12 protein-coding genes are annotated in these 14,030 nt (G+C 63.1%); 2 read left to right on the forward strand and 10 right to left on the reverse strand.

Features of this window, described 5'->3' with window-relative positions; genetic code table 11:
* Positions 1-333 precede the first annotated feature (333 nt).
* Both ACGYLC_RS08330 and cueR read left to right on the forward strand, forming a co-directional pair.
* The gene (locus ACGYLC_RS08330; protein WP_394422526.1) at positions 334-2,853 is read left to right on the forward strand and encodes a heavy metal translocating P-type ATPase; all 2,520 of its coding nucleotides are present in this window, start codon (positions 334-336) and stop codon (positions 2,851-2,853) included.
* Between the two features lie 9 nt (positions 2,854-2,862).
* Entirely contained in the window at positions 2,863-3,255 is a 393-nt protein-coding gene (gene cueR, locus ACGYLC_RS08335) for a Cu(I)-responsive transcriptional regulator (RefSeq protein WP_394422527.1), read from the forward strand.
* Between the two features lie 69 nt (positions 3,256-3,324).
* Here the strand turns inward: cueR and choV are convergent, their stop codons facing one another.
* The 10 genes from choV to ACGYLC_RS08385 all read right to left on the reverse strand — a co-directional run bounded on the left by choV (position 3,325) and on the right by ACGYLC_RS08385 (position 14,002).
* Positions 3,325-4,341 carry a choline ABC transporter ATP-binding protein gene (choV, locus tag ACGYLC_RS08340; protein ID WP_394422528.1) on the reverse strand — a complete coding sequence of 339 codons (1,017 nt, stop codon included), beginning with the start codon at positions 4,339-4,341 and terminating at the stop codon, positions 3,325-3,327.
* A complete protein-coding gene (gene choW / locus ACGYLC_RS08345; RefSeq protein WP_394400700.1) occupies positions 4,338-5,171 on the reverse strand; it encodes a choline ABC transporter permease subunit in 834 nt (277 codons plus the stop codon). The genes choV and choW overlap by 4 nt, the downstream gene beginning before the upstream one ends.
* Before the next feature lie 86 nt (positions 5,172-5,257).
* Complete coding sequence (gene choX, locus ACGYLC_RS08350) at positions 5,258-6,178, reverse strand: choline ABC transporter substrate-binding protein (RefSeq protein ID WP_394422530.1); 921 nt, start codon at positions 6,176-6,178, stop codon at positions 5,258-5,260.
* A 128-nt stretch (positions 6,179-6,306) separates the two neighbouring features.
* Positions 6,307-7,929, reverse strand: a complete 1,623-nt coding sequence (locus ACGYLC_RS08355; RefSeq protein ID WP_394422531.1) for a caspase family protein — start codon at positions 7,927-7,929, stop codon at positions 6,307-6,309.
* Between the two features lie 145 nt (positions 7,930-8,074).
* Positions 8,075-8,470: a monovalent cation/H(+) antiporter subunit G gene (mnhG, locus tag ACGYLC_RS08360; RefSeq protein ID WP_394400692.1), complete on the reverse strand. Its 396-nt coding sequence runs from the start codon at positions 8,468-8,470 to the stop codon at positions 8,075-8,077.
* Entirely contained in the window at positions 8,467-8,754 is a 288-nt protein-coding gene (locus ACGYLC_RS08365; RefSeq protein WP_067630872.1) for a K+/H+ antiporter subunit F, read from the reverse strand. Before ACGYLC_RS08365 ends, mnhG begins: the two co-directional genes overlap by 4 nt.
* Positions 8,751-9,251, reverse strand: a complete 501-nt coding sequence (locus ACGYLC_RS08370; RefSeq protein WP_394422532.1) for a Na+/H+ antiporter subunit E — start codon at positions 9,249-9,251, stop codon at positions 8,751-8,753. Before ACGYLC_RS08370 ends, ACGYLC_RS08365 begins: the two co-directional genes overlap by 4 nt.
* Before the next feature lies 1 nt (position 9,252).
* On the reverse strand, positions 9,253-10,797 hold the full coding sequence (locus tag ACGYLC_RS08375; protein WP_394422533.1) for a monovalent cation/H+ antiporter subunit D: 1,545 nt from the start codon (positions 10,795-10,797) through the stop codon (positions 9,253-9,255).
* Positions 10,794-11,141 (reverse strand): Na+/H+ antiporter subunit C, encoded by a 348-nt coding sequence (locus ACGYLC_RS08380; RefSeq protein WP_067260931.1) that lies wholly within the window; start codon positions 11,139-11,141, stop codon positions 10,794-10,796. The genes ACGYLC_RS08375 and ACGYLC_RS08380 overlap by 4 nt, the downstream gene beginning before the upstream one ends.
* A gap of 2 nt (positions 11,142-11,143) precedes the next feature.
* The gene (locus tag ACGYLC_RS08385) at positions 11,144-14,002 is read right to left on the reverse strand and encodes a monovalent cation/H+ antiporter subunit A (protein ID WP_394422534.1); all 2,859 of its coding nucleotides are present in this window, start codon (positions 14,000-14,002) and stop codon (positions 11,144-11,146) included.
* Positions 14,003-14,030 lie beyond the last annotated feature (28 nt).

Genomic DNA, 14,030 nt, shown 5'->3' on the forward strand with positions numbered 1-14,030 from the left:
CGCGAACCTGCCAAGAGAATGAATGTAAAAATGCATATCTTTGCTCACAACCTTTTGAGACTCAGTCTAGCGACGAAGCGGGTTCTGAGGACTTACGCAGAAAGGTATTAAGATATGCTTCCGGATATACGGGCGGCGAAAGGATAAGCGCCGTTCCCCTTTGCGCATATGCCCCTGCCCCTGCGCACAGGCTCAACTGCCGTGCCCCTATCCCGTCGCGCGGCGCCCGCCCGTGCGTCGCAAAGCCTCCTCACCAATTTTTCGAAAATGACCCCTTGACCCTCCAGCAGCTGGAAGCCCCATCTTTGTCTCAAGACAGATAGAGGGCTTGATATGGGCAAGGTGGAAACACTCACTTTCGGCGTGCAGAACATGAGCTGCGCGTCCTGTGTGGGGCGTGTTGAAAAAGCGTTGAGCGCGCTGGACGGGATCAATGAAGCGCGGGTGAACCTTGCAGCAGAGACGGTGCGCGTGACGGCAAATCCGGGATTTGACGCGGGCAGGCTCGACGCCGCCTTGGCGCAGGCGGGCTACCCGGCGCGCAAGACCACCCATCGGTTGCGGTTGTCGAACATGAGCTGCGCCTCCTGCGTGGGCCGTGTGGAACGCGCGCTGCTTGCGGTGCCGGGGGTGCTTTCGGCCACCGTGAACCTCGCCAGCGAGGAGGCGCGGGTCGAAACCTTGGAAGATGCCGATATCTTGCCCGCCTTGCGCGATGCAGCAGCAAAGGCGGGCTATCCCGCGAACGTCGACGCAACCGCGGCGGGCACCCCCGACGCCGCGACGCGCAAGGAAGCGGAGGCCATCCACCTCAAACGGATGACCCTGCTGGCCGCCGCGCTCACCCTGCCCGTCTTTGTGCTTGAAATGGGCGGCCATCTGGTGCCCGCTTTCCACCATTGGACCGCGGAAACCATCGGGAGGGAGACAAGCTGGCTTATCCAATTCCTCCTCACCACCCTCGTGCTGGCATGGCCGGGGCGGCATTTCTATAGCAATGGCCTGCGTGCGCTGGCGAAGGGCGCGCCGGATATGAACTCGCTCGTGGCACTCGGATCGGGGGCGGCATGGCTCTTTTCGGTCACCGCGCTCTTTGCGCCGGGGCTGTTGCCCGAAGGCAGCCGCGTGGTCTATTTCGAAGCCGCCGCCGTGATCGTGACGCTGATCCTGCTGGGCCGCTATCTTGAGGCCCGCGCCAAGGGGCGCACCGGGGCCGCGATTGCCAAGCTTATGGGCCTGCGCGCCTCCAGCGCGCGGGTCGAGCGCGACGGCACCGTCATCGAACTGCCCTTGGAAAAAATCAGGACTGGCGACACCATCTACCTCCGCCCCGGCGAGAAGATCGCCACCGACGGCATCGTCGTCGATGGGCGATCCTATGTCGATGAAAGCATGATCACCGGCGAGCCTGTGCCGGTGGAAAAGACCGGCGGTGCGGCACTTGTCGGCGGCACGGTCAATGGCACGGGCAGCCTGACCTATCGCGCCACCAAAGTGGGCGGCGACACGGTTCTGGCACAGATCATCCGCATGGTCGAAGAAGCCCAAGGCGCGAAGCTGCCGATTCAGGACTTGGTCAACCGCATCACCCTTTGGTTCGTCCCCGCGGTGATCGCCGTGGCGCTGGTCACTTTTGGCGGCTGGCTGGCCTTCGGACCCTCGCTCAGCCACGCTTTGGTGGCGGCGGTGGCGGTGCTGATCATCGCCTGCCCCTGCGCCATGGGTCTGGCCACGCCCACGTCGATCATGGTCGGCACTGGGCGGGCGGCGCAACTGGGCGTGCTGTTCCGGCAAGGCGATGCGCTGCAAAGCCTGCAGGGCGTCACGACCGTCGCCTTGGACAAAACCGGCACGCTGACCAAGGGCACCCCCGAACTCACCGATCTGGTGCTGATGAACGACATGACCGAAGAGGCGCTATTGCCGCTGATCGGCGCGGTCGAGGCGCGCTCGGAACATCCCATCGCCCAAGCCATCCTGCGCCGGGCCGAGGCGGCTGGCCCCGTGCCCCGCGAAGTGAGCGGCTTCCAATCCTATACCGGCTACGGCGTCAGCGCCTTGGTTGCAGGCCGCAGGGTCACTCTGGGCGCGGACCGGCTGATGACGCGCGAGGGGATCGATCTGGGCACTTCGGCGCCGATCAGCGCGGAACTAGCCAAGGCGGGCAAAACGCCGCTTTTCGCCGCGGTCGACGGCAAATTGGCGGCGGTCATCGCCGTGGCCGACCCGATCAAACCCGGCACGCCAGAGGCCATCGCGCGGCTGCACGACCTTAACCTCGAAGTGGCGATGATCACCGGCGACAATAGGATCACGGCAGACGCGATCGCCGCACAACTGGGCATTGATTGGGTGATCGCGGAAGTGTTGCCAGATGGCAAAGTGGCCGCCATCGACAAGCTCAGAGAGGGTGACAATCGAATCGCTTTCGTCGGCGATGGGATCAACGATGCCCCCGCACTTGCGCAGGCCGATGTGGGGCTCGCCATCGGCACCGGCACCGATGTGGCGATCGAAGCGGCGGATGTGGTGCTGATGTCGGGCGATCTGCGCGGCGTGGTCAATGCCATCGACGTGAGCCAGCGCAGCATGGCGAATATCCGGCAGAACCTCTTCTGGGCCTTCGGCTATAACGTCTTGCTGATCCCCGTCGCCGCCGGCGCCTTTTACCCGCTAACGGGTTGGCTCTTGTCGCCCGCGCTGGCTGCCGGGGCGATGGCCCTGTCGAGCGTTTTCGTTCTCAGCAACGCCCTGCGCCTGCGCTGGATCGCCGCCCCTCTGACCGAAAGCACCCCCCCATCCCACGGCCAGCGGGTCGCCGCCCCCGTGGCCGCAGACGTAGCTGCAGAATAGGATCGTCCCATGAACATCGGAGAAGTCTCACAACACACCGGGTTGCCGCCCAAAACCATCCGCTATTACGAGGATATCGGGCTGGTCAAACCGCTGCGCGACGCCAATGGCTACCGCGCCTTCCGCGAAAGCGAGATGCACAAGCTGGCCTTTCTGGGCCGTGCCCGCACGCTGGGGTTCAGCATCGAAGACTGCCGCAACCTGCTGGCGCTTTGGGAGGACAAGAACCGCGCCAGCGCCGATGTGCGCGCCATCGCCAAGGACCATCTGGCCCAGATCGAGGCCAAGATCAGCGGCCTGCAAGAAATGCGCGACACGCTCAGCACGCTGGTGCGCGACTGTGCGGGCGATGACCGGCCGGATTGTCCGATTTTGAAAACACTTGGGACAGCGGCGACCTGATGCCCCAGTGACCACGGAGGGCAGCGCTGCCCTCCGTGAGACAGCGCTGCCGGGCGCGTGGCCCCCGCCCTAGCGTTTCAGCCGTTCCACGATGCTATGGGCCGTCACCGTGCCGATCTGCCTGCCATCTTCCATCACCGCAAAACCCGCGTCGGGGCCGCGCAGCCCGTCCATCAGATCCCGCACCGGCGTCTCGGCGCTGGTTTCGGGAAGGGCCGCACCCTCGGCTGGCCCCATCACATCACGGGCGGTCAACACCTCAAGCGGGTTCATATTGGCCACGAATTCCGCCACATAGTCTGAAGCGGGGTTCGAGAAAATCTCGCGCGGGGTGCCGATCTGCACGATCCGCCCGCCTTCCATGATGGCAATACGCCCGCCAAGTTTGAACGCCTCATCAAGGTCATGGCTGACGAAAATGATCGTGCGGTTAAGATCGCGTTGCAGATCCAACAACTCGTCCTGCAGCCGCGTACGGATCAGCGGATCGAGGGCCGAAAAAGGCTCGTCCATCAGCAGGATCGGCGCTTCGGTGGCAAAGGCGCGGGCAAGACCCACACGCTGCTGCATCCCGCCCGAAAGCTCCCCCACCTTGCGGTCGGCCCAATCGCTGAGACCGACCAGCTTCAACTGCCGCTCGGCCCGCTCCAGCCGCTCGCCCTTGGGCACATTGGACAGTTCCAGCCCAAGCGCCACGTTGTCGCGCACCGTGCGCCAGGGCAGCAGGCCGAACTGTTGAAACACCATCGACACACATTCACGGCGCACACGGCGCAGCTCGGCGGCATTGCTGGCGTGGATGTCGCAAGACCAGTTTTCATCATGCACATGCACCGTGCCGCGCACCATGGGGTTGAGCCCGTTCACCGCCCGCAAAAGCGTCGATTTACCCGAGCCTGACAGGCCCATCAGCACAAGGATCTCGCCATTCTCGACGGTGAGCGAGCAATTGTGCACGCCCAGCACCTGCCCCGTTTCCGCCTCGATCTCGGCGCGGCTTTGGCCCGCGTCCATCAAGGGCAGCGCCTTCTCTGGCTTGTCGCCAAAGACGATGGATACGTTATCGAATTCTACTGCTTTCGTCATTTCCGTCCCACCCGCAGGATACGGTCGAGCATGATCGCCACGACGACGATCACCAACCCGGATTCAAATCCCAAGCCTGTATTGACTTGGTTCAGGGCACGCACCACCGGCACGCCCAAACCGTCTGCGCCCACCAATGCCGCAATCACCACCATCGACAGCGACAGCATGATGGTCTGGTTCAGACCCGTCATGATCTGCGGCAGCGCATAGGGCAGCTCAATCTTCCACAGCGTCTGGCGCGGTTTCGCGCCAAACGCCTGCGCCGCCTCCAAAAGCGCCTTGGGGGTCGAGGAGATGCCCAGTTGCGTCAGCCGGATCGGCGCGGGCAGCACGAAGATCACCGTGGCGATCAGCCCCGGCACCATGCCGATGCCGAAAAAGACGATCGCGGGGATCAGATAGACAAAGGTCGGCAGCGTCTGCATCAGGTCCAAGACCGGGGCCACCCATGCGTAAAGCCGGGGCCGATGCGCCACGGCGATGCCAATCGGCACGCCGACGCCCATACAGACCACACAGGCCGAGAGCACAAGCGTCAGGCTCTCCATCGTCTCTTCCCAGTAGTCTTGGTTCAGAATGAACAGAAAGCCGAGCACCACAAAGGCCACGGTTTTCCAGTTGCGCTGAATGGCCCAAGTGATCGCGGCGAAGACGGCGATCAGGATCAGCGGATGCGGGGTTTGCAGCAGCCAGAGGATCGCGTCGATCAGCCGTTCCATCAGGTCCGACAGCCCGTCAAAGAACCACGCCCCGTTCGTTTGCAACCAATCCAGCGCGTCTTCGGCCACATCGGCCACGGGGATCTTGTTTTCTGTCAGCCAGTCCATGTCAGTCCTTCAGGATTGGAGAATTGCGCATGAGAATGACCCGCCCCATCGATCTGGGGCGGGTCTTGTCCATCATAGCCTGCGGATCACTTCAGCGAAGCGACAGCTTCCATCGCATCGCCACCATCGACGGTTGTCACACCGTCCAGCCATGTGTCGAGCACGTCAGCGTTCGCCTTGATCCAAGCGGCCGCGGCCTCTTCCGGCTTTTCGCCATCATCGAGGATCGCGCCCATGATCTCATTCTCCATCGCAAGGCTGAATTCGAGGTTCTGGAGGAATTTGCCAAGGTTCGGGCATTCTTCGACGAAACCGGCGCGGGTGTTGGTGTAAACCGTCGCACCGCCCAGATCGGGGCCGAAGTAATCGTCACCACCCTCAAGGTAGGTCAGGTCGAAGTTCGCGTTCATCGGGTGCGGCTCCCAACCAAGGAAGACCACGGGCTCTTCCTTGCGGCTGGCGCGCTGGACCTGAGCCAACATGCCCTGCTCAGAGGATTCAACGACTTCGAATTCGCCGAGTTCAAAAGCATTCTCGTCGATCATCGACTGGATCAGGCGGTTGCCGTCATTACCCGGCTCGATGCCGTAGATCTTGCCATCAAGCGCGTCGGCATTGGCGGCGATGTCGGCGAAGGTCTTGATGCCCATGTCGGCGGCGGCCTTGTTCACGGCCAGCGTGTATTTCGCGCCTTCGAGGTTCGCGCGCACGGTGTCGACGCTGCCCTCTTCACGGTATTTGGCGATATCGCCTTCCATCGTTGGCATCCAGTTGCCCAAGAACACGTCGATGTCGCCGGACGCCATGGAGGTATAGGTCACCGGCACGGCGAGGATCTTGGTCTCGGTGTCATAGCCAAGCGCGTCGAGCACGACAGAGGCGGCGGCGGTGGTGGCGGTGATGTCGGTCCAGCCGACGTCGGAGAAGGTGACTTCGCTGCACTCGGCAGCGGCCAGCGAGGTCGCGGCGACTGTCGCCAGAGCGGATGTCATAAGCAGTTTTTTCATTGGTGTTCTCCCCAGAGAAGTTTTTATTGACTGATGCGCCAATCAAAAGCCATCGGCCGCGATATTGCAACCGGATTAATTTTGCCAACTTACTGGAGGGGAAAAAGCAATACTACTTGTTTCAAAATTCACTCCCGCGCGGCCTGTTTCGGGCGCAGAACCGGGGTGACATTTTCATCCGCGCCGGGCTCTGGCTCGGCGTTGATTTCGGGGGTGTCTTCGGCTTGGGTTGCCGGCTCTTGGGCAGGCTCCTCCTGCGGCGTCTCGGATGTTATCGGAGACGTTTCCGAAGTCTCCTGTTCGGGCGTTTGTTCAGAAACTTCAGTATCTTCGCCCTCAATCGCGCCAGCCTCCAACCCGAATGCCGCGCGGATCGCAGCTTGGGTGCCGTCGCCATAAAGCCCGTCGATCGCGCCATCGTAGAACCCGAAATCCGACAGTTTGCGTTGCAGCGCTTTGCGGGTGTCGCTGTCGAACAAGCGCGGCTCTTCCTGCATCAGCCCCAGCAAGGTGCCATCCCCTGCCCGCAGCGCGCGATAGAGGTAGAGCGCGGCATCCGCCGCCCCGCGCCCCGGCACTTTGCCGTCGTCGATCATCGCGGCAAAGTTGAACATCGCGGCGGGGTGTCGCCTGTCGGCTGCACGGCGGAAGTAGTCGAGCGCCAATTCGGGGTCGGCCTCCTGCCCCAATTCGCCCTGCAAATGGATAAAGCCCAGATCGTTCAACGCCCCCGCATGGCCCCGCGCGGCAGCGTCACGATAAAGCTGCATCGCACGGCTCTCGTCCTGCGCCACGCCCCGCCCCTCTTCGTAAAGCTGAGCCAGTTGATAGCGCGCCTCGGCCGAGCCGGTCTCGACCGCCCGCATCAGCTGCGCCGCCGCATTCTGCGGATCATAGCGCGGATCGTCGGGATCGCTTTGCAGGGCGGCAAGGCCGAGTTGCGAGCGGGTATCGCCCTGCCGCGCCAATTCGGCCAAACGCTGGCCCTGTGTCTCGTTCAAATCGGCCCACCCCTCTGGGGCCGCTTCCCCGTCACCGCTGCCGAGGAAGAACGGCGCGGGGTTCAGCCGCCCGAAACGGCGGGCCGACAGGCTGCCGCCGCTGCGGCTGCGCAGAGTGGCGCGGAAATCATCCAGCATGGCCCCGACCTCGACCTCCGGCTGCGCCAAAACCTCGGCCAGCGTTTCGGCGAAAAGGCCCGCGTTCTCGCCGCCTTCGTCACAAGCGCCTACCTCGCCAGAAGTCACGACCAAAGTGCCGAGACGCGGTTCAGGCGGTGGCAGGGGCGCGGCGGCTTGCTGCGGGGCGGCGTGGCAATTGTCGAGCAGAACAAGCCGTATCTGCCGCGCCTTGCCCGCTGCACGCAGGAGCGCAGGCAGGGCCACCCCCTCGCGCCGCAGGGCCGAAGCCGGGGCCGAGGGCGCATCCGCCGGGATCAGATAGCTCTGCCCGCCAGAGGCGACACGGCGGCCCGCGTAGTAGATCAGGGCGACATCCGCTGTTTCGGCGTGAAAGGCAAAGTCGGAAAGCGCCTGTTTGAACGCCGCGCTGTCGGCGTCGATCAGGGTGGTAACGTCAAAACCCTGCCCCTCAAGCGCCTGAGACAGGCGCGTCGCATCCGCGCGCGGGCGATCTGGCGTGGCGGCAGCGGCATCCTCATTGGCGGAGATGCCGATCACCATCGCCACACGGTCTTGCGCCGCCGCGGCGAGGGGCAGGAGCAACATCAGCAGGAGCAAGGTCAGACGCATATGGCAGGATCCTTTCGGTCAGCTTAGCTTGGGCAGCACCGCCCATTAACCTATGCTGGCAGGAAAAGGTTTCCACCATCGTAACAGTTTGAAATGAATCCGACCTTGGCCCCACGGCATCCGCCCGGAGGCCAAGGCGTCATGCTCAGGCCTGCGGCGACATCTCTTCGATCTCGCGGTCTTCCTCCGGCACGTTGAGCGTGGCCCAAGTATCGCCCTCCGGAAGTTCCGGCGGGTTCGGCAGGCAATCGCGGCGATGGATGTTCGCCTTGGCCATGAAATTGGCCGAAACCGGCGCGGTGACAAAGATGAAGGCCATGATCAGCAGCTCATGCAGCGACCCCGTGCCCGACAGGAAGGAGTTTACCATGGCCGCCAACAGATAAGCCCCGATCCCCAGCGTCGCGGCTTTGGTCGGCGCGTGCAGTCGGGTCATCGGGTCGTTCAGTTTGAGCAAGCCAATCCCGGCGACCAGCACGAAGAAACTGCCGATCACCAGCAGTGCGATAACGAAATAGGTAGCGATGATCTCAGGGCTCATTCGATGATATCTCCGCGCAGGACGAAACGGGCATAGGCCACGGTCGAGACGAAACCCAGCATGGCGATGATCAGCGCCGCCTCGAAATAGATTTGCGTGCCTTGCAAGATGCCCAACAGCACGATGATGCCGATGGCATTGATGAACATCGTGTCCAGCGCCAGAATCCGGTCCCCCGTGCCGGGGCCGATCCACAGGCGGATCATCGCCATGAACTGCGCAATGGCGACGAGGGTCAGCGCGCCGTAGAGCGCCAGCGTCAAAAGGTCGGTCGCTTGGGTCATACGAAAATCTCCTTCAAGCGGCGTTCGTAGCGGTCTTTGATCTCATCCCGCACCGCATCGGGATCGGTTGCGTCCAGCGCGTGCACCAAGAGGTAGCGCCCATTGTCCGACAGGTCCGCCGAGACGGTGCCGGGGGTCAGCGTGATGGTGCCCATAAGGATCGTGATCGCCTCGGGTTCTTTCAGGTCGAGCGGGACGACGACCCAAGCCGGCGACATGCTGGCGTTGGATTTGGTCAGGATGATCCACGCCACTTGGATATTGGCGATGATGATGTCCCACAGGACCAAGATCACATAGGCGATCATGCGCAGCGGGCGGATGCCTTGGGGCCGGTCGGTCCACCACCGCGCGGTCAACACCGGGATCACGATCCCGAGGATCAGGCCAAAGACCAACATGCCTGCGCTGAACTTGTTTTGCAGCAAGATCCACACGATGGTGAGCAGCAGGGTCAGAAACGGGTGCGGCAAAAGCCAACGGATCGGTCGCATCATGTCAATGGGCCTCCTCTTTGCCGTCCGACAGTTTGCCGGGGGTTTCCAGCACGGTGGTCAGATAACGCTCCGGCCCGAACAATTGCATTGAAATCGCGGTGGCATATTGGGTGGCCGGACCCGCCAGCAGCGTATGCGCCACCAAAAGGGCCAAGAGCCCGCCCACCGCAACATAGCTCAGCGCCGAGGGGCGCGCGGCCGGGGTCGCCCCCTCCTGCGGGGTGACGCTGCGCGCCTTCCAGAAGACCACGCTGCCCGCGCGGCCAAAGCCCACGAGGCTCAAAAGGCTCGCGCCCAAGATCACGGCCCAGATCCACACCCAGGCATCGCTGGCGGCGGCGGCATCCATGATCAGCAGCTTGCCCAGAAAGCCCGAAAGCGGCGGCACGCCGACCATGGCGATGGCGGCGACAAAGAACAGGGCCGAGGTCAGCTTGGCCCCCGCCACCTGCGGCTGCGCCGTCAGGTCCAGATTGTCGCGCCCGGCCCGCGCCAGATCGGCGATCAGGAACAGCGCGCCAGCGGCCAGTGTCGAATGCACGATATAATAGAGCGCCGCGGCGATCCCTTCGGGCGTGAACAGCGCGATCGAGATCATCACCATGCCCATGGAGCCGATGACGGAAAAGGCCACCATACGGTCCAACTGCTTGGCCGCCAGCACGCCGATCATGCCAAGCGCCAGCGACAGCAGTGCGGCAGGCAACAGCCATGTGGTATGTAGATCCGCCGTCACGGCCAGTTCGGGCGGGAAGATCAGCGTATAGACGCGGATGATCGCATAGGCGCCGACCTTGGTCATAATGGCGAAAAGCGCCGCCACCGGGCCGGGCGCTTCGGCATAGCTCGACGGGAGCCAGAAATGCAGCGGCACCACGGCGGCTTTGACCGCGAAGACCATCAAGAGCAACACCGCCGCGATGCGGATGCCCACGGTCGCGCCCGCGTCGATCAGGGCAACGCGCTGCGCCAGATCGCCCATGTTGAGCGTCCCGGTCTCGGCATAGATCGCGCCAAGCGCAAAGAGAAACAGCGTCGAGCCCAGCAGGTTATAGAGCACATATTGCACCCCCGCCCGCAGACGCGGCGTGCCGCCCGCGTGGATCATCAACCCGTAGGAGGCGATCAGCAGCACTTCGAAAAAGACGAAGAGGTTGAACAGGTCGCCCGTCAGGAAAGCGCCCATAATCCCCATCAGCTGGAACTGGAACAGCGCATGAAAATGCCGCCCGCGTTCGTCCCATTTCGACCCGATGACATAGAGCAGCACGAAGAGCGCCAGCACCGCTGTCAGCGTGACCATCAGCGTCGACAGACGGTCGCCCACCAGCACGATGCCAAAGGGCGCGGCCCAATCGCTGAGACGGTAGAGCATGACATTGCCGCTCGCCGCCTCGACCGAGAGGCCAAGGCCCACGGCGACCAGCGCCAGCACCCCGAACAGCGACAGCACCCGCTGGATGGTGATGTGATAGCGCGCCGCCAGCACGATGAAAGGCGCGATAAACGCGGGCAGCACGATGGGCAGGATCAGCCAATGGGTCATGTGCGGTCCTCCGCCTTGGTATCGGTCAGCGGCTCGTCCACATGATCATCCTTATTGCCCAGATAGGCGCCGAGGGCGATCATCACCACCACGGCGGTCATGCCAAAGGAAATCACGATGGCGGTCAGCACCAGCGCTTGGGGCAGCGGATCGGTATAGCGTGCGGCATCCGAAAGGATCGGCGGCGCGCCCACGGTCAAACGGCCCGAGGCAAAGAGAAAGACGTTCACCGCATAGGTCAGCAGCGAGGTGCCCATGATGACCGGAAAGCTCCGCAAGCGCAGCACAAGATAGAGGCCAGAGGCCGTCAGGATGCCGATGGCGGATGCGACGAGAAGTTCCATGTTTATGCCTCCGCCTTGGTGGTGTCTTCGCGCGAGGGGTCGATGTCCATCGCATGTTCGGCTTCGGGCACATGCGCCCGTCGCGCCAGCCGCGAGAAGCTTTCAAGCGACAGCATCACCGCCCCCACCACGGCAAGGAACACGCCCAGATCGAAAAGCGCCGCCGTGGCCAGTTCGAACTTGTAGAACGGCGGGATGCGCACATAGGTGAAGTCCGACGTCAGGAACGGTTTGGCAAAGAGCCACGATCCGATCCCCGTCAGCCCCGCGATCAAGACGCCGGTGCCGATGATCCCATGATAGGGATAGCGCAGCCGCGCCGAGGCCCAGGCAAAGCCGCTGGCCATATATTGCATCACCACGGCGATAGAGACGATCAGACCGGCGATGAAACCGCCCCCCGGCTCGTTATGGCCGCGCAGGAAGATGTAGAAACCTACCATCAGCACCACCGGCATGATCACGCGGGTCATCACCACCATCATCATCGGGTGACGGTCCCCCGCGCGCGGCTGGTCGGGCTTGCGGTTCAGCAAGAGCGCACGCACCGGGCCCGAGAGCAGCGTCTCGGTCAGCGCGTAGATCAGCAGGGCCGCGATGCCCAGAACGATGATCTCCCCATAGGTGTCGAAGCCCCGGAAATCGACGAGGATCACGTTCACCACATTGGTGCCGCCGCCGCCTTTGTAGGAGTTGGCAAGGTGGAATTCGGAAATGCTCGGTGCCACGGTGTCGCGCAGCAGGTAGTGATAGGACAGCGCCATGGTCGCCGCCCCCGCCGCGAGAGAGACGACAACGTCCCGCGTCCGGCGCAGCACGCTGCTTTCGATCGGCGTGCGATTGGGCAGGAAGTTCAGCGCCAAGAGCAGCAGGATGATCGTCACCACCTCGACCGTCAGCTGGGTCATCGCCAAGTCCGGCGCGCTGAAGAAAACGAAACCGGCCGAGACGATCAGCCCGACGATGCCGATCAAGATCAGCGACAACAGGCGGTTGCGGTGCAGGAAAACAAGGCCGCAGGCCGCCGCGACCAACATCAGCCAGCCTGCGATCTGCACGGCATTCGTCGGCTGCAGCGCACGGCTCGCCGCGCCCACCGTGCCGGTGGCCCAAGCGTAATAGCCCACGCCCACGACGGTCACCGCCATCACGGCGGCATAGCGCGAAAAAGCCCCATTGTGCAGCCGCAGCGATACCGCCTGCGACAGGCCGACAGCGGCCGCGATGATCCGGTCAAAGATGCGCTTGGCCTCGGGCCGCGGGGCGGCATCCCAGATGCGCAGCAGCGGGGTGAAGAGCGCCAGCAAGATCAGCCCGCCCACCACCGCGACGATCGACATATAAAGCGCCGGCCCCAGCCCGTGCCAGATTTTGAAATGCGCAGAAGACATCTCGGCCGCGTCACCAAGAACAGAGGCGGTCACCAGTTTGACGAAAGGTTCGGCCAGAAACGGCGCGAGGCCGATCACCACCACGGGGATGATCAACAGCGCCGGCGGCAGCCAGAGGCCGGGCTTGGGATCATGCGGATGATCGGGGTAATCGTCGCGCTCCTTGCCAAGAAAGGTGTGGCCGATCAGCCGGAAGCTATAGGCCGCAGAGAAGAGCGCGCCGAAGGTCGCAAGCGCAGGCACCAGCCACGGCAGATCGAAAAGCGTCGTGTGCAGCGTCTCTTCCAGCATCATCTCTTTCGACAAGAAGCCGTTGAGCAGCGGAATACCCGCCATTGAAAGCGACGCCAGCGTGGCGATCACGAAGGTCACCGGCATCAGATGCCGCAGCCCGCCCAAACGCCGGATGTCGCGCGTATGCACCGCGTGATCCACGATCCCCGCCGACATGAAAAGCGCCGCTTTGAAGGTCGCGTGGTTCAGGATGTGAAACACCGCCGCCAGCGCGCCAAAGGCCGTGCCGGTGCCCAAAAGCATGGTGATCAGGCCAAGGTGGCTGACGGTCGAGAAAGCCAAGAGCGCCTTCAGGTCATGTTTGAACAGCGCGATCACCGCACCCAGCACCATGGTGATCAGCCCCGCCGTGGTGACGATGACGAACCACTCCGGCGTGCCCGAAAGCACCGGCCACATCCGCGCCATCAGGAAGATCCCCGCCTTCACCATCGTGGCGGAGTGCAGATAGGCCGAGACCGGCGTCGGCGCGGCCATGGCGTGTGGCAGCCAGAAGTGAAAAGGGAACTGCGCGGATTTGGTGAAACAGCCCAGCAGGATCAGGATCAGCGCAGGCACATAGAGCGGCGAGGCTTGGATCGCCTCGCGGTTTTCCAAGATCACGCTCAGGTCATAGCTGCCGACGATCTGACCCAGCAGCAGCATGCCACCGATCATCGCAAGCCCGCCCATGCCGGTCACGGTCAGCGCCATCCGCGCGCCTTGGCGGCCTTCGGGCAGATGCTTCCAATAGCCGATCAGCAGGAAGGACGACAGCGAGGTAAGCTCCCAGAAAATCAGCAGTATCAACACGTTATCGCTCAGAACAATGCCCACCATCGCGCCTTGGAAGAGCAAGAGATAGGTGAAAAACTCACCCATATGATCATCGCGCGACAGATAAGAGCGCGCATAGGCGATGATAAGCAGACCGATGCCAAGGATCAGGCAGGCAAAGAAAAAGCCAAGACTGTCGAGCATCAAGGTCAGGTTCAGGCCAAGCTGCGGGATCCAATCAACCCGCGCGGTCAGCACCTCTCCGGCCAATACGGCGGGCAGATGGGTGAGCAGGCCCACAAAGGCCACGAGGGTAACCATGAAGGTCACCCCGGCGCAGGCTTGGCGCCCTGCGGAATTCATCAGTCCGGGGAGCAAAGCACCAAGGAAAGGCAAGGCAACGATAAGGAAGAGGGACACGCGAACTCCTGATCTAGCGGACTGAAAG

The organism is Sulfitobacter sp. 1A12157, assembly GCF_043557345.1.
GTDB lineage: Bacteria > Pseudomonadota > Alphaproteobacteria > Rhodobacterales > Rhodobacteraceae > Sulfitobacter.